Raw genomic sequence first — 19,525 nt, 5'->3', positions numbered from 1 at the left:
TAGTTTTAATCATGTAACGGAAAAAGTAAAAGTTGAATTTATTTAATAAAATGCCACGGTTTGATATAGGACAAAAAACCACCAAGCGTTCCGCTCGGTGGTTTTGTATTAGGATTCTAATTTTTTCGCACGTTTTAATAATAAAAGAAAGACAATGATAACGAACCCTAGTATAAGGAAGATGCCATATTGCTTTATATAATCAATTATGTCATTCGCACTGGTTGGTTTTTCAACGTGAATGCCGTCTTTATTCGTCGTAATATGAATATCTTTCATTTTTACTTCATTCTTTTCCTTTTGTAAATCAATCCATTCTATATTTGGAATACTTTCTAGGTCCTTTAACACTTCTTTTAATGGTTTCACACCTAAGTAAGGATGATAGAATGCTCCAATAACTCCATCGGATAATTTAGAAACAGATAGAGCACGTTCTTTCATTTTAGCAATAGTTTGTGGTTTATTTTCTTCAATAAATCCGACTGTTTCAGGCAATATTTTCATTCCATGTAAAAATGACGGAGTACTTGTATAATATGGTGAGTGCATGGATTTCCAAGTTGTATCATTTAACTGTAGTTGTCCTACATAAGTTGAAAAGTATCTTGATAATATTTCATATCCTTTTTGAGACATCGTGTAATGAGGTGCTTCAAAGGCAACAGGATATAGTTTAGCAGCTACAAGTTCTTGAATTCCTTTTTCGATATGATCTTTCGTATATTTTTCCTCAAACTCTTCCCCTTTTTTTACATATTGGTTATATGCCTCTATATTTGGAAAGTCATCTTTTGTCTTCGGTTTTTCATGTTTCGGTTGGCGAATTGGTTGATCTGTCTTTACGTCCCAAAATTCAAACCCTTCACCGGTTTCACTGTCATAAAATTGGTGAGTATAACCATGCAAAATAATTGCTGCCCCATCATTTTGCATATAGCGTAAAAGATCGACTAGTTCGGGTTTATCTTTTAGATGTATTGTCTTTCCCGTATTTGGATCTTTATATACAGGGATGACCGTAATCATATAAGGAATTTTTTTCCCTTTTAGTAATTCAGCAATTTCTTTTAATTGATTTATATCTGCGGCCGGATGAACGTCCTCAAGACGTAAATAAGCTTCTACTTTATTTGTCGTTGGCTCTTTTCCGAAGTAAGAAAATAACATTTCACCGACGTAATGAGACATCCAGTCAAAGAGATTTGGCGTTGCAGCGTAATAAGATGTTTCATGCTGAACGATTAGTGGGTTAGTGTTATTTGAGCTTAAGGCGCTAGCAAGCACAGTTCCATTCGTATCAAATGATTGAATTAATCGTTCCGCTTCTAAAGTATTTTTTAGCTTCTTGTCTGGATATTCAATTTTATTAACTCGTATATCATCACTCTTCAATGTAATGAAAGAAAAACGCTTAGATAATTGTTCAACATTTTGTCCTAATACTAATACAGGGCCGGAGAAGTTTTCTAGAAATTGTTTCGTTTCATCGGAAAACACTTCTTTTGTTTCACCGATATAAACAATATGTGTATAGGAGGATACGTTATTAATTGAAGTTGCTTCTTTTAAGCTTTTTACGGTTATATCATTTGTAAAATGTCCTAATTGAGTATTAAGTATTTGGACGTTATTTGAAACTTTATCGTCTTGTGTACTATACAAAACAAGTACTTTTGGTTTTGATGATGTTTGTGCAGAGGTGTAGGTAGGGATGAGTAGTAAAATGCTGAACAAGAGTGTTAGGCATTTTTTCATTTTGTATGCTCCTATTCTATATGTAGAGTTCAGTTTACAATTATATACAATAAATGCGTTATAGTCTATGAAAGTTACATTTTTGCACGTATTTACCAGCTGTTTTTTCACAAAATCGGTCTAAAGCATGATGATAATATGTATAGTTATTTGCTATGATAAAAGAGTAATAGAATGTAGGTAATTGTAAAGGGAAGGCTGAAAGGGGACAAATTTCAGCGGAGAAAGAGGTAGAGGTAGTGAAGAAATTCTTTGTAGGATTTTTAGTTGTTCTTGGAGTATATTTATATTTCCAAGGAAAGTCTGAAGGAATGGATAAGCTAGTGAATGGAACAAGCTATGTTGATTCAGAAGAAGCAAAACAGATGAAACAAATCATTATAGAGGAAGCGAAGAAAGTAAATCTTCCAGAATGGATACCTCTTGCAATTGCCGAGCATGAAAGTCGATTAAATCCAAGGAGTGTTGGAGATAATGGAACTTCATTCGGATTGTTTCAACTACACCGCGGCGGCGGGCTTGCACCAGAATATTTAACTGATGATGAGCTGAAAGATCCACGTACAAATGCGCAAATTGCAATGCCGCATTTAATGAAAGGATATAAGCGTGGGGTGCAAAAAGGTTTGACTGATTTTGCATTACTGAAATATATAGCGAATACATCTGGATGGCCAGGGAATTTAGGGCCAGAGTGGACGGATAATAACATGAAGTATAACATCGGATTAGAAGATGTGTACTATCGAAATAAAGGTGTAATTAAAGAGTAGGTTTTCTATACCTACTCTGTTTTTTTATGAATAATTTCATCCTTTTCTTTCGTGAAATACTGCGTGAGTTGTATTTTCACCTCTTCTAGTTTTGTAGAAACTTGCGGTATTTTATATCCTACATACAATGGTGAAACGACAAATCTAGGTACAACTTTACAAATGATTTTTCCATTTAAGTAATAGAAGAATAAGTTATAACTACTGCATCCTTTATGGAAATCTGTCAGTATGTAACGTACAGTTTGCTGAATGTAATTTGCCATTTCATCTATATATAAAATATTATCAATGATTATATTGAATTCAGTGAAGCCAATAATGGGACGCTCTGAAATATTAAGCTCAATGCATTCATTTTTTTGAATAATTAACCCTTGGAAATTTTCTTCTTCAATATTTTCAAGATAATCTACATATTTCATTCCGATAATTTGCATGTGTGCATGATGCAAACTGCCACCTGAAAATGGACCGTGATTTTTATATAAAATCACAGATGCGAACTCTTCGTTCTTCTGTAAGTGTAACCAATGTTGAATAGAAAATTGCATTAATTTTCTCATATGTCCTTCGGTATATGTTGCGATATGATCTTCGCAATTATCGGTTTCGATTAACACTGTTTGAAATGTATCTTGTAATGTAGGAAATTTATTTTTTAACCAAATAATAGAACCATCAGTTGCTAAAATATCCGTTAATTGTTCTTTATCGCAAAATGGACATGCAGCGCTTCTATTCCGAATACTTTCTGGTTTTTGTTTACCGATATCGTTTAAAAAATATAGTTGTTGTGTATCCATTTGTATATATGCCCCTTTAAAATATGTGTAAAAATCCCGCTTAATACATTCGGGAAAAGGAGAAGGAAATCCTCTAAAGGAATAGGGGAAAAATAAAAGACAAGATATCCTCATTACGATAGGGTACCTTGTCTTTTATTTTTTCTCTAATAGCGTGTATGGATAATATAGAACATTTTCATTATTTTTCTTTTTTCTCTTTTTTATTGTGTATAAGGTAATTGCTGTGCTTGCAATTATAATAATGGCTTTCTTCATATTCATATACCCCTTTTTATTGTTGGTTTAATTCTTGGCTAACTGCTTTTGCATCGACTAAAGCGTGTAAAATCATTTTCACCATGTTCATCATATTTCTTCACTCCTTTTTATAGTTCATTTAGTTCGTTTACAACTGCTTGTCCGTTCACTAATACCTCAAAGATTGCTTTTACGATTTCTTTCATCATGTTTGTTTCCTCCTTTTGTTTGTCTCGCTTGTTTACATCTTTATTGTATAGGGAGGCATCTTTTCGTACTATCGCTTTCCATTACGTGAACATAACAGTTTTGTAAGATTTGATGTCACTTATTGAAATGTTTAGTCTATCTTCATTATTTTCAGAAAAATGACTGTTCAAACATGAAATTGGAAAGTATAATAAAGAAGTAAGTATTAAATTCCGTACGAAAGGGGTGAATGAGATGAAACGTTCTTTAGCTGCGCGTGCCAAATTTTTAGATTTTATTTATTTTTGTCGTGCGATTTTTCATGATGTAGTTGTTAACGGGATACGTATGCCCTTTTTTAACAATTGCATAGTGACTATTGAACGATAGAAATCTCTTCACCCATTTTTAATAAACGTGTGAAAAGGGAGCTATTTGGCTTCCTTTTTCTATGCCGAAAACCATGGGGAATGTTTCTTTCTCATGGTTTTTTATATTGAAAGGAGTACGGAAAATGACTATTTGTAGTGTAAATAATGTAATGAAATCTTTTGGTGGAAACATCATATTTGAAAATATATCGCTTGAAATAAAGAATGGTGAACGTGTTGGGTTAGTTGGTCGTAACGGTAGTGGGAAGACAACAATCTTTGGACTTCTAACGGGAAGGGAGAGTTTGGATGCAGGAGCCATCCATATGAAGAAAGGTACACGTATTGGTCATGTCGCACAAATTCCGAAGTTTGATGAGGTCATGAATGTATATGATGTATTGAGTTCCGCTTTTAAAGTAGAAAAGGAATTAGAAAAAGAAATGCATGCTCTAGAAAAAAATATGGCGGAGGAGCAGGAACAATCTTCATTGCAAAAGCTAATGGAGAGGTACGGAATAATTCAAGAAAAATTTGCATTTCTCGGTGGTTATGAAATAGAGGCAAATATAATGAAGGTAGCAAATGGCTTACAAGTAACAGACTTATTTCCAAGAGTATTTACGGAATTAAGTGGAGGAGAACAGACGAAAGTTAGCCTTGCATATATGTTATTGCAGAAACCAGATTTACTTCTATTAGATGAACCAACAAATCATTTAGATTTGTTTGCAGTTGAATGGTTAGAGAAATTTTTAAAAGAATATATTGGAACAGTTATGGTTATTTCACACGATCGCTATTTCCTTGATGAAGTTGTAACGAAAATTTTTGATTTGGAAGATGGAGAGATTCACGTGTACCATACGAATTATTCTCAGTTCGTCGAGGAGAAGGAAGAAAGATTACTTCAAGAGTTTCAAGCTTATCAAGAGCAGCAAAAGAAAATAAAGAAAATGAAAGAAGCAATTAAGCGCCTACGTGAATGGGCAAATCAAGCGAATCCTCCGAATGAAGGATTGCATAAGAGAGCAAGAAGTATGGAACGTGCACTGGAACGGATGGAGAAACTAAAAAAACCTATTTTAGAACGAAAACAAATGGGACTTCAGTTTGAAGGGCAAGAGAGAAGTGGGAAAGATGTTGTTGTAATGAAAGAAGTGAGTAAGGGATTTGCTGACCACCCCTTATTTAACGAAGTGAATTTACATGTTCGTTTTCAAGAGCGTGCGGCCATCGTTGGTCGTAATGGTACAGGAAAGACAACGCTACTAAAATTATTATTAGAAGAAATAGAACCAGACGCGGGAGAAATTCGAATTGGTAGTAGTGTGAAAATCGGTTATTTATCCCAGCATGCGTACGGAAATATGAAGAGTAATGTATTAGAGGCTTTTAGAGAATATGTAGCTGTAACAGAGGGAGAAGCGAGACATATATTAGCTAAGTTTTTATTTTATGGTCCAGCGGTGTTTAAGAAAGTAACGCAACTGAGCGGTGGAGAAAGAATGAGGTTAAGACTTGCGCAACTTATGTATCAAGACATCAATTTTCTAATTTTAGATGAGCCGACAAACCATCTTGATATTGAATCAAGGGAAGTTTTAGAGGAAGCCCTTGAGCAATATAATGGGACGATTTTAGCTGTTTCACACGATCGTTATTTTTTAAATAAGTTATTTGAAAAGACGTACTGGATTGATGGATGCCAATTATTTGAGTTTGCAGGAAACTATGCATGGGCTCGTCAAAAGTGGGAGGAAAAGCTTGAGAAGCAAGTAATAAAGCAGAAACGCCAAGGGAGAAAAAGTGTTGAAACGGTTCTTGTAAAAGAGAAAGAAGCTAGGAATCTTGAAGAGATTGAAAATGAGTTAATGCATGTAGAAGAAGATATATATGCAATAGAATGTGAAATGGAACATGTAGCTGATGTTGAAAGACTTGAAAAATTATATGAGGAAAAAACGAAGAAAGAGTTGTTACGAGCGGAGTTATATAATGAGTTAGAGAATATTGTGGAGTAAAGAGATTAGAATGAAAGAGCAAGTTGTTTTCTCATGTTTTGAGGGGGGCTTGCTTTTTTTTGTGTGTAAGGAAAGAGAAGTAATTGGTATAATTTTCTTGTCATCATAATGAAGAGATGCACTTTAGGTTATTAAAATGTGAGGAGAATTTTATGTTAGGATACGCGCGAATTGTTACAATCGTCATGATTTGTTTTGTTTATGCAAACCATGTTTCACGTGAAACAGCACATTTGCAATTTTTTGTAGGTACAGCACTTTTTATTTATATTGTGAATCATATTTTGCTAGTAAAAGTGAATGGAGGTAAAAAACTTGTTTTTTATACACTATTAGCAAATGGGATAGTCACAGCTTTATTAGGTTTTTTATTTCCCGAGACATGTTTATATTTAATTATATTTGGAATTGATGCAGTAGGGCTATTTATTCATGAGTTTCGTAGAAGCATGACGTACTTTTTTATTACTTTTTTCTTTCTTTGTTGGTTTATAAATATATTACATGCGTATCAACATACAGGTAGTTTAGAATTGGAGAGTAATGCCATTAATTTTATGTTCATCGTTTTTAGTGCTTTAGCTGGAAGTTTAATAAAAAAACTTACAGCTGCTCGGAAAATGGTAGATGAGCAATATGAGGAATTGACATTGTCTCATACAGCTCTAAAAGAAGCGCATGAACAATTACGTCTATATGCCAAAGAGGTAGAAGAATTGACAGCCGTTCGAGAGCGAAATGATATTGCCCGAGAAATTCATGATACTGTCGGTCATAATATGACAGCCTTACTTGTCCAATTACAACTGGCAGAGGCTTTGTGGAAACAAAAGTCGGACGCTACGGAAGAGGTTTTACATACATGTCATGGGCTAGCCAGGAAATCACTTCAAGAGGTGAGAGCGTCTGTACATGCCTTAAAAGAAGAAGTTAAACTAGGGAACATAATAGAGAATATGCGTGAAATGTTACATGGATATTCTAAAGCGACGAAAGTACAAGTATCGTTTCAATTACAAGGAGATCCGGTTGTGATTCCGCTGTCACTACAACCTACACTGCTCCGGGTTATGCAAGAGTCTTTAACAAATGCAAAGCGGCATGGCAAGGCGAGTTTATGTGAAGTGAGTTTAACTTGTTCGGCGAAACAAGTTAAACTATGTATTTTGGATAATGGCGTGGGAGTTAACGAGGTAAGCCCAGGTTTTGGTTTACTTAATATGAGAGAACGAGTAGAGGAACATGGTGGAACTATTCAATTTGAGAGTGAGATAGAAAAAGGCTTTCGGTTACAGATTGAATTTCCACTTCAGGAGAAAACGTGGTTAATAGGGGGAACTGTATGATTCGGATTATGATTGTTGATGATCAATCACTCATTCGTGATGGCTTAGCGATGTTATTAAATTTACGTCAGGAACTTGAAGTAGTGGGAACTGCTACAGATGGAGACGAAGTGATACAAAAGGTGAAAGAGTTACATCCTGAAATTATTTTGATGGATATTCGGATGCCCCGTATGAATGGTGTTGAAGGAACACGTTTAGTTAGAGAACAGTTCCCTCATATAAAGGTACTTATGTTGACGACTTTTAGTGATAGTGAGCTTATCTTTGAAGCATTGGAGCAAGGAGCAAGCGGTTATTTATTGAAGGACATGGAGACAGATGCAATCGCTCAAGCAATTTTAACGGTGCATAGTGGAGGGGCTGTGCTTCCTCAGGATATAACAGCGCAAATCATAAAAGAATTAAAAAAGACAAAAGTAGCAGTAGAGTGCACCACACCAGAACAATTAGCGCAATTAACTGAGCGAGAAGTAGATGTTTTAAGGGAAATTGGACTTGGGTTAAATAATAAAGAGATTGCGGAAAAGTTATTTATTACAGAGGGAACTGTTAAGAATCATGTTTCTAATTTAATTAGTAAGTTAGAACTGAGAGATCGAACGCAAGCAGCCATATACGCAGTAAGGTATGGCATCACGATGTACACATGACTTTTGGCATATATAAGTGTGAAAAAGCAGCAGAATTTGCTGCTTTTTTATTTTGTATTTCTATCTCAAGGATGATGGAGAGAAGAAGAAATTTTTCTACAATGAAAGTGTAGATGAATGCAAAGGGGCTGAATCAGTATGTTAGTCATAGATCATATTACGAAATCATTTGGTAAGAAGGAAATCATAAAGAATGTTTCTTTTGAGGTGAAGAAAGGGGAAACATTTGGATTGCTTGGTCCAAATGGAGCGGGAAAATCAACGACGATATCAATGATTTGCGGGTTAATTTCATACGACAGTGGTGATATAAAAGTTGGTGGGAAATCTGTAAAAGAATATCCATTAGAGGCGAAAAAGAAAATTGGTATTGTTCCACAAGACATTGCGCTCTATCCAACACTTTCAGCGAAGGAAAATTTGGTTTTTTGGGGGAAAATGTACGGTTTAAATGGAAAAATTGCAAAAGAACGAGCGGAGGAAGTATTAGCTTACGTCGGTTTACAGGACCGTGGAAAAGATAAAATTGAAACATTTTCAGGTGGAATGAAAAGGCGTATTAATATTGGTGCAGCACTTATGCATGGGCCAGAGTTGTTAATTATGGATGAACCGACAGTTGGGATTGATCCGCAATCGAGAAACCATATTTTAGAGACTGTTAAAAAGTTAAATGAAAAAGGGATGACAGTTATTTATACGAGTCATTACATGGAAGAAGTAGAGTATTTATGTGAAAGAATTGCAATTGTTGATCATGGAAAGGTAATTGCATTAGGAACGAAAAGGGAGCTATGTAATCGCCTGGCGGATGGGTTTATAGTGAGATTGCAATTAAATCGTTATAGTACGGAACTGCTACAAAAGTTGAAAGCACTATCTGTTGTTGAACGAATTATTTTTGATGAAGATAATAGTACGATTGATATTGGGCTAAATGGTGGCGAGTCCATTGGTACAGTTGTGTCAGTAGTTGTGGAGAACAACGCTCAAATTTTAAAGCTTGAAGTGCAAGAACCGAATTTAGAGGCACTCTTTTTACAATTAACAGGACGTTCACTTCGTGATTAAGGAGGTTAGTGCGAGATGAAAAGTTTTATTATTGCATGGAAAGATTTAAAAATACGTTTAATTGATCGGCGCGGATTTATGATGATGTTAATTATGCCGCTTTTATTAACAGCGATTTTAGGTTCAGCGTTAAGTAATATATTTGATAATGGTGGACTACCCAAAACAGTGATTGGCTATTATCAAGTAGGAAATGATGAGTTTGCAGATGTCTTTCAAAAAGACGTATTGCAATCTAAAGAATTAAAAGATGATGTGAAAGTAAAGATAGTTAATTCTCAGGAAGAGCTTGAAGATATGTTAAAGGAAAAGAAAATCGATGTGGGAATCGTCATCCCGAATAAATGGAGCGAACAAGTACAAGATGGAAAATTAAAAGAACCAAAGGTGTTTATAGACCCATCAAAAGATATACAAGCGAAAATCGCTGAATCAATGGTCCGCTCTTTTTCAGAGCGTGTTCAAACAATTGCGGTATCTACTAAAAGTGTTGTGACGGAATTAGCAAATTCTCAGCATAGTAATGTGGAACAAGTTGCAAAAGAAGTAAGTGGGGATTTACAAACAGTAGCAACTTCGGGTGCAGATAACATTGAAAAAGGAACGATAGGTAAAAAAACAGTTGCAGCGATGCAATATTATGCCGCAGCGATGTTAGTCATGTTTTTACTATATAACATAACAGTAGGTGCAAAGTCAGTTGTAACAGAGCAACGAACTGAGACGTTGGCGCGTTTGTTCAGTACACCGACGAGCTCATTTTCAATTTTATTCGGGAAGTTTTTAGGTACATTATTATTTGCTTGTATACAATTTGGGATATTTATAGTTGCTACACACTTTATGTTTCATGTGGAATGGGGCGGAGACTTATCTCAAATAGTAGCGGTGGGAATGTCTTATGCAATTTGTGTTTCGGGTTTATCTATGTTAATTGCCGCTTTTATTCGCGAGGAAAAAACGGCAGATGTAATGGGAGGAATTGGTATTCAAATACTGGCTATATTAGGAGGATCGATGTTACCAATTTACGTATTCCCTGATACACTCCAGACCATTGCGAATGTTGCTCCGAATAAATGGGCACTTACAAGCTTTTTAAATATTATGTCGGGAACATCTTGGGATGTGTTACTCCCTGTTATTTTTAGTTTATGTGGTGCAGGAATTGTCTCCGTTATGATAGGAACATTACGTTTACATACGAGATAGGAGGGAGAAATGATGAAGAAAGTTTGGGCACTTTGTTGGCTAGAGTTAAAACAAATTTTAATAAAACCACAAAGTTATATACTTATGTTTGGAATGCCTATTATTTTTACACTCATTTTCGGCGGACTTTTAGGTGGAAGTGGGAATAAGAAAGTAAATGTTAGCTTAGTAGATGAAGATGGTTCTGTATTATCTAACAAGTATTACGAGGACATAAAGAAAAGTGACTTAATTTCTATAGAGAAGGTAACGTATAAGGAAGGCAAACAGAAGATTGAAAACAAAAAATCATCCGGCATAGTTCTTATTCCGAAAGACTTTCAAAAGAATATGTTAGATGGAAGGGTAGAAAATATTCAGTTTCAAGCTAGTGCTGATTTTACTGGTGGAACTTCTGTAGAGCAAGTATTGGCAAGTGCATTAAAAAAAATGGAGATAGAAGTTAGTGCAGCGAGAGATTTTGAGAAGAAAAGTAACGCTTCGTGGGAACCTATGTATAAAGAAATCTATACAAAAGTAGAACCTGCTTCGATTCAAAAAGAGTCAATTTCACATGATGATCAAAAGTTAAATAACGTTACAGGGCGAGCAGCGGGATTTTCAATTCTATTCGTTATGATTGTTATGTTAAGTGCGACGGGGACTATTTTGAAAGCTAGACAAATTGGTGTTTGGTCTCGTTTATTAGAAGCACCAGTTTCAAAAGTTCAAATACTAACGGGATATATCCTTTCATTCTTCTTAATAGGATGGATTCAATTTGGTGTTCTAATGATATTAACGCATTCCTTATTTAATGTGCAGTGGGGAAATTTGTTAGGGGTTATTATACTCGTTTCCGTATTATTATTAGCTGTCATTGGTCTAGCCTTATTATTAGCAAGTATCGTGAAAACAACAGAACAACAGTCTGCATTAGGTAATATCGTTGTGATTTCAACATGCATGATTGGTGGCCTGTATTGGCCAATTGAAATTGAACCAGCATGGATGCAGACGGCAGCAAATTTTGTTCCGCAAACTTGGGCGATGCGTGGCTTTACGGAGTTAATTGTAAGGGGAGGTACATTGGCAGATATAGGAGGATATATTGGTATACTCATTTTATTTGCAGGAGTCTTTTTCATAATTAGTTTAACAAGAATACGTTACGACTGAAAAAAAACAGAGTTACAGCTTTACGCGCTGAACTCTGTTTTCTTTTTGTGTCGTATCTTCCCTTGTTGAAATGATAATAGCGACCCCGAGCATAATAAAAAAAGCTAAAAAGAGGACGAACTTTGGGAAGAATGGGAATAGTAATAGCGCCCCAACTATCATAATTGTTAATAATACATAGTGCAGGACGTATTGGAATAGGTTGTCCATGTTTTCGCCCCCTTTTTGGTAATTGGTTATTAGTATTCTATGTTTCATAAGGAACGAATAGAAGTGAATTTTAAATTTTTTTATACGAAATAAAAGAGAGCGATTGAAGAGTTTGTTTCGAAAAGTAAACGAAACTATGATGGATACCATAATCCGAAAGTAGATGAATTAGCGAAGCAGGCACTAGAAACATTAGATATTGAAAAACGAAAAGAAATTTATAAAAAGTTGTACCAGGAGTTGAGTGAAGATCCGCCTGTAATCTTCTTAAATAATAGCAAGGTTGTGTCTGCACATCATGCGCGCATTCAAGGATTGCAAGAAGATAACTATAACGGTATCTTGTTAAGTTTACCTAAATTAAAGATAGAACGATAATTTTTAAAAAATTCTCAAAATATTTATTTAGAAAGAATTGACAAAATATAACGGACGATATAAGCTAATAACCATAAAGTCTACCGGAAAGGTCGGAATAGGATTGTTACCCCTCAAAAACATCTATTTTTTTACGATTAAAACCGACTTTTCCGATTGGCTATAAATGTGCTGTGGGAGGCATACATAAGGTAATAAGTTCAAAGGGTATAACTATTAAAAAGTTAGGGTGGGGACAATGAAGAAAAAGACAAAAAAATGGGCTGGTGTATTTTCGGTATTACTGAGTAGTTCGCTTGTGTTATCTGCTTGTGGGGGACAGGAGGATACGGCTTCTACAGAACCGGTTAAACAGCAGGATTTAAAAAATATAAAAATTGAAAAGATCGCTGCGACAGATAAGACGAAAGAACCTGATAAGGCGAAGAATAGAAAAGATACCTTTATTTCTGGTATCTCAAAACCTGGAGGAGTTTTCTTGCCTTACTTTCAAGAGAATGGTTGGGATGGCAATGTGACATCAGTTATCTTTGCTTCTCTTGTTACAACAGATAAACAAGGAAAACCGATACCAGATCTTGCTGAGAAATGGGATGTTTCTTCAGACCAATTAACGTATACATTTCACTTACGTAAAGACTTAAAGTTTAGTGATGGGTCGCCATTAACTGCAGACGATGTAGCATTTACATTATCACTTCTACATGATAAAGCGTATGAAGGCGGCGATGATATTTCACAATATGCGATTAAAGGTGGAAAGGAATATAAAGAAGGAAAAGTGACATCTATTGAAGGAATTCAAGTTGTTGATCCACAAACAATTAAAATTACGACCGAAAAAGTTAACTCACAAGCACTAATTGCTTTAGGTGGTCCAGTATTATCGAAAGCTTATTATGGAAAAGAGTATAAACAAAATACTAGTTTAGACTATTTAAAAGAGTTATATGGGAAACCGATAGCTGCGGGACCATATAAGTTTGAAAAATATATTCCAGGACAGGAAGTTCGTTTTACAGCAAATGAAAATTATTATGCAGGTAAACCGAAAATCAAAAACTTTATTTATAAAATTACATCACCAGATACAAAATTCCAATTATTCCAAACGGGTGAGATAGATTATACAGGAGTTGGGTATGGGGATGAAATTTTAGAACAGGTGAAGAGTTTGCAGTTTGCAAATGTTGAAATAGAGACAGCAGCATCATTTAGTTATATAAGAATGAATAGTAAGAAACCGTATTTAAAAGATAAGAAAGTTCGTCAAGCTCTTATTTATGGATTAGATCGCAAAAAATATGTAGATACAGCGCTTAAAGGATACGGTACAGTAGCTAACGTTCCAATTCATCCAACATCTTGGGCGTATACAGAAGAGGGCATCAATAAGTATGAATATAATTTAGATAAGGCGAAGAAGTTACTAGATGAGGCAGGATGGAAAGCTGGTTCAGATGGAATTCGTGAAAAAGATGGTCAAAAACTTAAACTAACATATTATGGTGCAAGTTCAGCAAAAGATGGCGATTTATTTATTCCGATAGCAAAAGAAAATTATAAAGAATTAGGTGTTGATTTTAATCCAGAGTTTATGGATTTTAATACAATGCTTTCGAAGGTAAATAAAGGAGATTATGATTTGGCCTCAGTATCTACACCGATTACTACTGATCCAAGTGAACCGGTTAGTAGCTATCTTTCTGAAGGTGATGGTAATAGTTTAGGATATAAGAATGAAAAAGTAGATGAATTAATTAAAAAAGGTATTGGTACAGTCGATATTGAGAAACGTAAACCAATTTATAAAGAATTATATAAAGAACTAAGTGATGATCCACCAGTAATTTTATTAAATTATCGCAGAATCATCACAGCTTACAATGGAAACATTAAAGGGATTGATCCTGAGAAGTACGACAGTATTAGTTCTAATTCACCAGTATTATCTATTGAAAAATAATAAGAAGAATGTATAAGTAGGAGGCATTTTTTCATTCGGCTAGTAATGTGCTGATTCGAAAAAATGTTCTTCTATTTTAAGCATAAGATTGGAGAGAAAAAGGGTGAAAACATATATTGTTCGTAGGTTGCTACAAATGATTCCTACACTGTTTGGAACATCAATTATTATCTTCTTCCTGTTCGCACTTCTTCCGGGGGATTATATTGATTCGAATCCTAAGATTACACCGCAAAGGGCGGAAGAGCTTCGGGAATTGTACGGATTAAATAAGCCAATTGTTGAACGCTATTTTCACTGGCTAGGTAATGCGTTACAAGGAGACTTTGGTTTTTCGCTTCAATATCAAGAACCTGTAACATCATTATTAAATAAATTTATTTGGAATTCTTTTAGTGTAGCAATTATTGCATTGTTTTTTATTTGGCTAATTGCACTTATTATCGGTGTATTCTCGGCGACGAAGCAACATTCTTTATTCGATAAACTTGTAACAATCGGTGTTTTTGCAGCAATGTCATTTCCTTCATTCTTTATCGGTTTGTTTTTAATTAAGGTGTTTGCGGTTGACTTTAAGTTATTACCGATAGGTGGAATGATTGATGTTGGCAGTAATTCAACAGGATTTGCTTACGTGATAGAAGTTGCAAAACATATGATTTTACCAGTATTTATTTTGACACTTCTTGGGGTCGGCTCGCTAACTCGTTATTTTAGAACAAGTATGTTAGAGGTTGTAAGACAAGATTACATACGAACAGCAAGAGCGAAAGGTTTGAAGGAGAAGACGGTTATTTATAAGCATGCATTAAAAAATGCAATTTTACCGGCAATTACGTTATTAGCATTTGAATTACCTGGATTGTTTTCTGGGGCAATTATTATTGAACAAATTTTTAACTGGCCAGGGATTGGTAATATTCAATTAGAAGCATTAAATTTCCGTGACTATACAGTATTGATGGCATTTACGATGTTTCTTTCTTGTTTAACAATCGTTTCAAACTTTTTAGCAGATATCGTATATGCAGTTGTTGATCCAAGAATTCGGTTGAAGTAAGGGGGGAAAGAAATGGAGACTGTTACAGTAATTACAGAAAAAAAGAGAAGAAATGAATCATCACCATGGCGACAAGCTTTTAAAAAGATAAAGAAAAATAAGATGGCACTTGTAGGGTTTTATGCATTAATTTTTATGTTTTTATTTTGTTTTATCGGTCCGTTCTTTTCTCCATATGCATCAGGAAAAATACAAGTTGCGCTCATTAACAAACCACCTAGTTTTTCTCATTGGCTTGGTACAGATCAATTAGGAAGAGATATTTTAACAAGGCTTATGCAAGCGGGACGTATTTCATTAACCATTGGTTTAGCTTCAATGGTTTTATCGGTTATACTTGGAGCTTTATTAGGAGCGATTGCAGGTTTTTATCGTGGTATTGTGGACAATATTATTATGCGACTTGCAGATATTTTAATGTCGATGCCAGGATTACCGTTACTTATTATAATGGGTGCGATTTTATCAGAGTGGAAAGTACCGTCTGATTATCGTTTGTATGTCATTATGATTATTTTAAGTTTAGTAGGTTGGCCAGGGCTTGCACGCCTTGTAAGAGGGCAAATTTTATCACTTAGGGAGCAAGCATTTATGCAAGCTGCGGATGTGTTAGGAATAAAAGATTACCGGAAAATTATATATCACTTAATACCTAATGTTTTACCCATTTTAATTGTCGTATCTACATTAGGTGTTGCAGGTTCTATTTTGGGAGAATCCGCACTAAGTTACTTAGGTCTCGGAGTCGTTCCACCTACACCATCATGGGGGAACATGATTAGCGCAGCTAACTCATTAATCGATTTCCAAAAGCGTCCATGGTTATGGATTCCGCCTGGTTTTGCAATCTTTATAACAGTTGTATCAATTAATTTACTTGGTGATGCACTTCGTGATGCATTAGATCCAAAGATGAGACGGTAGGTGAGGAGATATGAGTAAAGCGGTAGTAGAGCTGAAAGATTTACAAACACACTTTCAGACAGAAGAAGGGACAGTAAAAGCTGTGAATCATGTTAGTTTTTCTGTTCGAGAAGGTGAAACTGTTTGTGTTGTAGGTGAATCTGGTTGCGGAAAAAGTGTAACGGCGTTATCTATTATGGGACTTATTGCTGAATCAGGCAGTGTAGTAGGTGGAGACATTTTATATGAAGGAAAAAGTCTTTTAGGAATGAAAGAGAAAGAACTTCGTAGTTTACGAGGTAATGATATTGCGATGATTTTCCAAGAACCGATGACATCGCTAAACCCCGTCTTCACTGTAGGTGAGCAAATTGTAGAAACGTTAAGGGAGCATGAATTACTTAGTAAAAATGAAGCATATAAGAAGGCAATTGAGTTAATTCGTAAAGTTGGCATAGCCCGCGCTGATGAAATCGTCCATTCTTATCCGCATGAACTGAGCGGTGGGATGTTACAACGTATTATGATTGCTGTTGCACTTAGTTGTAATCCTAAGTTATTAATTGCGGATGAACCAACAACAGCTCTTGATGTTACCATTCAGGCTCAAATATTGGATCTACTAAGACAAGTGAAAGAAGAATTTAAAACGTCGATTTTATTAATTACACATGACTTAGGTGTCGTAGCAGAAATGGCTGATTATGTTGTCGTTATGTATGGCGGGAAAGTTATTGAAGAAGCCCCAGTACTAGAGATATTCCAAAATCCAAAACATCCTTATACGAAAGGATTATTGAAATCAAAACCAGTAATGGGAAAACGAATAGATAAACTATATTCTATTCCAGGGCAAGTTCCGAATTTAGTTGGTTTAGGTGAGTTTTGCTACTTTAGTGGGCGTTGTGAGCATTGTATGGAAATATGTGAAAAAGAAGCCCCAAATCTAAATGTAAATGATGAAAATCATAAAGTAGCTTGCTGGCTATATGAGGAGCGTGCGGAACAATGAGTGAACCATTATTAGAGGTGAAAAATCTAAAGACATATTTTCCAATCAAGGGTGGCGTATTTAGTAGAACAATTGGGCATGTAAAAGCGGTTGATGGAGTAAGTTTTACTATTAATAAAGGTGAAGTGTTTGGTCTCGTTGGCGAATCAGGGAGCGGAAAAACAACAATAGGAAAAACAATTTTACGCCTCGTTCAAAAAACGGAGGGAGAAGTGAAGTTTAAAGGGAAAGATGTTCATTCTTTATCCAAGGATGAATTAAGAAAACATCGCCCTAATATGCAGCTCGTTTTCCAAGATCCATTTAGCTCATTAAATCCGAGAATGAGAATTGGAGAAGCGCTTGGAGAGCCAATGTTGGCCCACGGATTAGCGACGAAAGAAAATGTTCGTGAAAAGGTAATTGAAGTATTGGAGTTATGTGGGTTAGCTCCTTATCATATTGACCGGTATCCCCATGAGTTTTCTGGTGGACAACGTCAGCGTATCGTAATCGCAAGAGCTATGGTATTAAATCCGGAATTTATTGTAGCTGATGAACCTGTGGCGGCACTAGATGTATCTATCCAAGCACAAATTATTAATTTATTTAGTGAGTTACAAGAGAAAAAGGGATTATCTTATTTATTCATTTCGCATGATTTAAGTGTAGTAGAACATTTATGTACGAAAATCGGAATTATGTATTTAGGTACGATTGTGGAGACAGCACCGCGTGATGAGTTATTTACCAATCCGCTACATCCTTATACGAAAGCATTGTTATCAGCTGTTCCAATACCAGATCCAACAGTGAAGCGAGAGCGAATTATACTAGAAGGGGATATTCCAAGTCCAGCAAATCCACCTTCGGGCTGTCGTTTTCATACACGTTGCCCATTTGCAACGGATGTTTGTAAAAAAACAGTACCAGAATTCCGTAATGTTGGTGAGGAGCATTTTGTTGCTTGTCATCACGTATAAAAGAAAAGGACCCTTTCAAATGGAAAGAGTCCTTTTCTTTTATTTACTAGATGAAGTTTGTTTCAATACAAATTGCTCAATTGCGTGAGCAACACCATGTTCATTGTTTGTTAATGTTACAACATCACATAGTTTTTTTACATCTTCTTCAGCATTTCCCATCGCAACTGATAAGCCAGCTACTTGTAACATTGGCACATCATTAAAGTTGTCCCCGATTGCAATAGTATCTTCAATTGGTATATTGAAATAAGCAGCCATTTCTTGTAGACCGTTTCCTTTATGACCAAGCTTATCCATAATTTCTACATTAGTAGGAGCTGATGCTGTAACCGAAATATCAGTGTCTTCTTGTAACATACTTAATAGCTGTGCACGATGCGTTGCATTAAATGTCAAAATGAAGAATTTAGATATTTCTAATTCTGGATTATTTACAACATCTTCAATTTTTTGGAAATCAGTAATTAAGTTTGATTTCTTTTGTTTTTCTGTAATTCTCTCAAGCTCCTCAAGTGTAACATCTAATGCATGCTTGTTCTCTTCGAAAGCTTGCATGACTTGATCTTGCCATGTATATGGAGAATAAACTCCTTTATTCGTATATAGCTTATAAGGAAAACCTTCAGATTCTAGTAATTTTGCAAGCTTGTATACTTTATCGTTTTGTAAACAACGCGAGTTAATTACTTTTCCATCCACATAAACAATTGCCCCATTGCTTGCTCCGACTGGAAGAGATAATTTATATTCTTCCAATAGTTTTAAAGCATCCTCTTTCGCACGACCAGAACAGATCATTACAATATGACCGGCTTCTTGTGCAGTTTGGATTGCTTGTAGGTTTTCTTTGGAGATTTCAAGATTAGATGATAGTAGTGTACCATCCATATCTAATGCGATTAATTTCAAAATGACCACCTCTTTGTTTTTATTATACATAGTTATATAGAGGAAACATATAAACTTATCTTGGAAAGACGGTATTTTATCTCATATTAAAAGTAAGTAAAGATTAGATAGGTTTAGTGGCACTAAATAAACAATTTGTAACAAAAATAGAGAGGAATATGGATACATTTCACTTTATGACTGTAATGTTACGCGAATGTTACAAACGTGGACTTAGTGAAAAACGCATTAAATAAAGGTTTTTGAGGGTTGTTATAAAAAAACGTAAAAAAAGTGTAATAAATTTTACGTAATTATATTGCAACGTAATAATAGTTATGTTACATTAATGTTACAAACATTACGTTATCAAATTTAATGTAACGTTAACATAAAAACTATGAAATAAACATTTCTTAGAAATTACATATAGATAACTTATAAAAAAAGGAGAATGAAAGATATGAAAGAGCAAGTATTACAAGTAACAAAAGGTGACTTCGTAGGATCAGCAAGTGGAGCGGTAGTATTAACAGCATTAA

Annotated in this window: 19 protein-coding genes and 1 pseudogene; 15 read left to right on the top strand and 5 right to left on the bottom strand. The window is 35.1% G+C overall.

Annotation, left to right across the window (positions count from 1 at the left end; genetic code table 11):
- Positions 1-108: 108 nt before the first annotated feature.
- The gene (locus F3I02_RS11025; protein ID WP_196477996.1) at positions 109-1,758 is read right to left on the bottom strand and encodes a DUF2334 domain-containing protein; all 1,650 of its coding nucleotides are present in this window, start codon (positions 1,756-1,758) and stop codon (positions 109-111) included.
- Between the two features lie 239 nt (positions 1,759-1,997).
- Here F3I02_RS11025 and F3I02_RS11020 point away from each other — a divergent pair, with 239 nt between their 5' ends.
- Positions 1,998-2,531 (top strand): transglycosylase SLT domain-containing protein, encoded by a 534-nt coding sequence (locus F3I02_RS11020; protein WP_131251509.1) that lies wholly within the window; start codon positions 1,998-2,000, stop codon positions 2,529-2,531.
- Between the two features lie 11 nt (positions 2,532-2,542).
- Here F3I02_RS11020 and F3I02_RS11015 read toward each other — a convergent pair whose 3' ends face one another.
- Complete coding sequence (locus tag F3I02_RS11015; protein ID WP_196477995.1) at positions 2,543-3,337, bottom strand: DUF4931 domain-containing protein; 795 nt, start codon at positions 3,335-3,337, stop codon at positions 2,543-2,545.
- A 135-nt stretch (positions 3,338-3,472) separates the two neighbouring features.
- Entirely contained in the window at positions 3,473-3,601 is a 129-nt protein-coding gene (locus tag F3I02_RS11010; protein ID WP_002023099.1) for a hypothetical protein, read from the bottom strand.
- Between the two features lie 420 nt (positions 3,602-4,021).
- On the opposite strand from F3I02_RS11010, the gene F3I02_RS33875 reads away from it, so the two are divergent.
- The 7 genes from F3I02_RS33875 (at position 4,022) to F3I02_RS10980 (ending at position 11,601) form a co-directional block, all read left to right on the top strand.
- Complete coding sequence (locus F3I02_RS33875; RefSeq protein ID WP_000830643.1) at positions 4,022-4,156, top strand: RAxF-45 family protein; 135 nt, start codon at positions 4,022-4,024, stop codon at positions 4,154-4,156.
- A 73-nt stretch (positions 4,157-4,229) separates the two neighbouring features.
- The gene (gene abc-f / locus F3I02_RS11005) at positions 4,230-6,161 is read left to right on the top strand and encodes a ribosomal protection-like ABC-F family protein (RefSeq protein WP_196478046.1); all 1,932 of its coding nucleotides are present in this window, start codon (positions 4,230-4,232) and stop codon (positions 6,159-6,161) included.
- Between the two features lie 152 nt (positions 6,162-6,313).
- The gene (locus tag F3I02_RS11000; RefSeq protein ID WP_196477994.1) at positions 6,314-7,507 is read left to right on the top strand and encodes a sensor histidine kinase; all 1,194 of its coding nucleotides are present in this window, start codon (positions 6,314-6,316) and stop codon (positions 7,505-7,507) included.
- Positions 7,504-8,160: a response regulator gene (locus F3I02_RS10995; RefSeq protein ID WP_000619343.1), complete on the top strand. Its 657-nt coding sequence runs from the start codon at positions 7,504-7,506 to the stop codon at positions 8,158-8,160. Before F3I02_RS11000 ends, F3I02_RS10995 begins: the two co-directional genes overlap by 4 nt.
- 138 nt (positions 8,161-8,298) lie before the next feature.
- A complete protein-coding gene (locus tag F3I02_RS10990) occupies positions 8,299-9,231 on the top strand; it encodes an ABC transporter ATP-binding protein (protein ID WP_078419352.1) in 933 nt (310 codons plus the stop codon).
- Between the two features lie 15 nt (positions 9,232-9,246).
- On the top strand, positions 9,247-10,443 hold the full coding sequence (locus F3I02_RS10985; RefSeq protein WP_000834533.1) for an ABC transporter permease: 1,197 nt from the start codon (positions 9,247-9,249) through the stop codon (positions 10,441-10,443).
- A gap of 12 nt (positions 10,444-10,455) precedes the next feature.
- Positions 10,456-11,601 (top strand): ABC transporter permease, encoded by a 1,146-nt coding sequence (locus tag F3I02_RS10980; RefSeq protein WP_078419351.1) that lies wholly within the window; start codon positions 10,456-10,458, stop codon positions 11,599-11,601.
- A gap of 12 nt (positions 11,602-11,613) precedes the next feature.
- Here F3I02_RS10980 and F3I02_RS10975 read toward each other — a convergent pair whose 3' ends face one another.
- Entirely contained in the window at positions 11,614-11,811 is a 198-nt protein-coding gene (locus tag F3I02_RS10975; RefSeq protein WP_000369261.1) for a hypothetical protein, read from the bottom strand.
- A 102-nt stretch (positions 11,812-11,913) separates the two neighbouring features.
- Here F3I02_RS10975 and F3I02_RS10970 point away from each other — a divergent pair.
- The 6 genes and pseudogenes from F3I02_RS10970 to F3I02_RS10945 form a co-directional block, all read left to right on the top strand.
- Positions 11,914-12,189: pseudogene (locus F3I02_RS10970) on the top strand (ABC transporter substrate-binding protein); the annotation flags it as partial.
- A 238-nt stretch (positions 12,190-12,427) separates the two neighbouring features.
- On the top strand, positions 12,428-14,155 hold the full coding sequence (locus F3I02_RS10965; protein ID WP_000730679.1) for an ABC transporter substrate-binding protein: 1,728 nt from the start codon (positions 12,428-12,430) through the stop codon (positions 14,153-14,155).
- A 103-nt stretch (positions 14,156-14,258) separates the two neighbouring features.
- Positions 14,259-15,215: an ABC transporter permease gene (locus F3I02_RS10960; RefSeq protein ID WP_196477993.1), complete on the top strand. Its 957-nt coding sequence runs from the start codon at positions 14,259-14,261 to the stop codon at positions 15,213-15,215.
- Positions 15,216-15,227: 12 nt separating this feature from the next.
- Positions 15,228-16,139, top strand: a complete 912-nt coding sequence (gene opp4C, locus F3I02_RS10955) for an oligopeptide ABC transporter permease (protein WP_196477992.1) — start codon at positions 15,228-15,230, stop codon at positions 16,137-16,139.
- 10 nt (positions 16,140-16,149) lie between these two features.
- Positions 16,150-17,130 carry an ABC transporter ATP-binding protein gene (locus F3I02_RS10950; protein WP_000030789.1) on the top strand — a complete coding sequence of 327 codons (981 nt, stop codon included), beginning with the start codon at positions 16,150-16,152 and terminating at the stop codon, positions 17,128-17,130.
- Entirely contained in the window at positions 17,127-18,092 is a 966-nt protein-coding gene (locus F3I02_RS10945; RefSeq protein ID WP_001294520.1) for an ABC transporter ATP-binding protein, read from the top strand. The genes F3I02_RS10950 and F3I02_RS10945 overlap by 4 nt, the downstream gene beginning before the upstream one ends.
- A gap of 39 nt (positions 18,093-18,131) precedes the next feature.
- On the opposite strand, the gene F3I02_RS10940 is transcribed toward F3I02_RS10945, so the two are convergent.
- Positions 18,132-19,004 (bottom strand): Cof-type HAD-IIB family hydrolase, encoded by an 873-nt coding sequence (locus F3I02_RS10940; RefSeq protein ID WP_000766427.1) that lies wholly within the window; start codon positions 19,002-19,004, stop codon positions 18,132-18,134.
- Positions 19,005-19,437: 433 nt separating this feature from the next.
- Here F3I02_RS10940 and F3I02_RS10935 point away from each other — a divergent pair.
- A partial coding sequence (locus tag F3I02_RS10935; protein WP_088094816.1) for a DUF3948 family protein occupies positions 19,438-19,525 on the top strand: 88 nt, incomplete at its 3' end.

Source organism: Bacillus sp. SRB3LM (assembly GCF_015712745.1).
Lineage (GTDB): Bacteria > Bacillota > Bacilli > Bacillales > Bacillaceae_G > Bacillus_A > Bacillus_A thuringiensis_K.
This window is presented reverse-complemented; position numbering and strand designations above follow the sequence as displayed.

Coding starts and splice junctions, on each gene's coding strand:
- F3I02_RS33875 (WP_000830643.1), top strand. CDS start 4,022: ATGAAACGTTCTTTAGCTGCGCGTGCCAAATTTTTAGATTTTATTTAT.
- abc-f (WP_196478046.1), top strand. CDS start 4,230: ATGGGGAATGTTTCTTTCTCATGGTTTTTTATATTGAAAGGAGTACGG.
- F3I02_RS10995 (WP_000619343.1), top strand. CDS start 7,504: ATGATTCGGATTATGATTGTTGATGATCAATCACTCATTCGTGATGGC.
- F3I02_RS10945 (WP_001294520.1), top strand. CDS start 17,127: ATGAGTGAACCATTATTAGAGGTGAAAAATCTAAAGACATATTTTCCA.
- F3I02_RS10985 (WP_000834533.1), top strand. CDS start 9,247: ATGAAAAGTTTTATTATTGCATGGAAAGATTTAAAAATACGTTTAATT.
- F3I02_RS10965 (WP_000730679.1), top strand. CDS start 12,428: ATGAAGAAAAAGACAAAAAAATGGGCTGGTGTATTTTCGGTATTACTG.
- F3I02_RS10990 (WP_078419352.1), top strand. CDS start 8,299: ATGTTAGTCATAGATCATATTACGAAATCATTTGGTAAGAAGGAAATC.
- F3I02_RS11000 (WP_196477994.1), top strand. CDS start 6,314: ATGTTAGGATACGCGCGAATTGTTACAATCGTCATGATTTGTTTTGTT.
- F3I02_RS11010 (WP_002023099.1), bottom strand. CDS start 3,601: ATGAATATGAAGAAAGCCATTATTATAATTGCAAGCACAGCAATTACC.
- F3I02_RS10950 (WP_000030789.1), top strand. CDS start 16,150: ATGAGTAAAGCGGTAGTAGAGCTGAAAGATTTACAAACACACTTTCAG.
- F3I02_RS10980 (WP_078419351.1), top strand. CDS start 10,456: ATGAAGAAAGTTTGGGCACTTTGTTGGCTAGAGTTAAAACAAATTTTA.
- F3I02_RS10975 (WP_000369261.1), bottom strand. CDS start 11,811: ATGGACAACCTATTCCAATACGTCCTGCACTATGTATTATTAACAATT.
- opp4C (WP_196477992.1), top strand. CDS start 15,228: ATGGAGACTGTTACAGTAATTACAGAAAAAAAGAGAAGAAATGAATCA.
- F3I02_RS11015 (WP_196477995.1), bottom strand. CDS start 3,337: ATGGATACACAACAACTATATTTTTTAAACGATATCGGTAAACAAAAA.
- F3I02_RS11025 (WP_196477996.1), bottom strand. CDS start 1,758: ATGAAAAAATGCCTAACACTCTTGTTCAGCATTTTACTACTCATCCCT.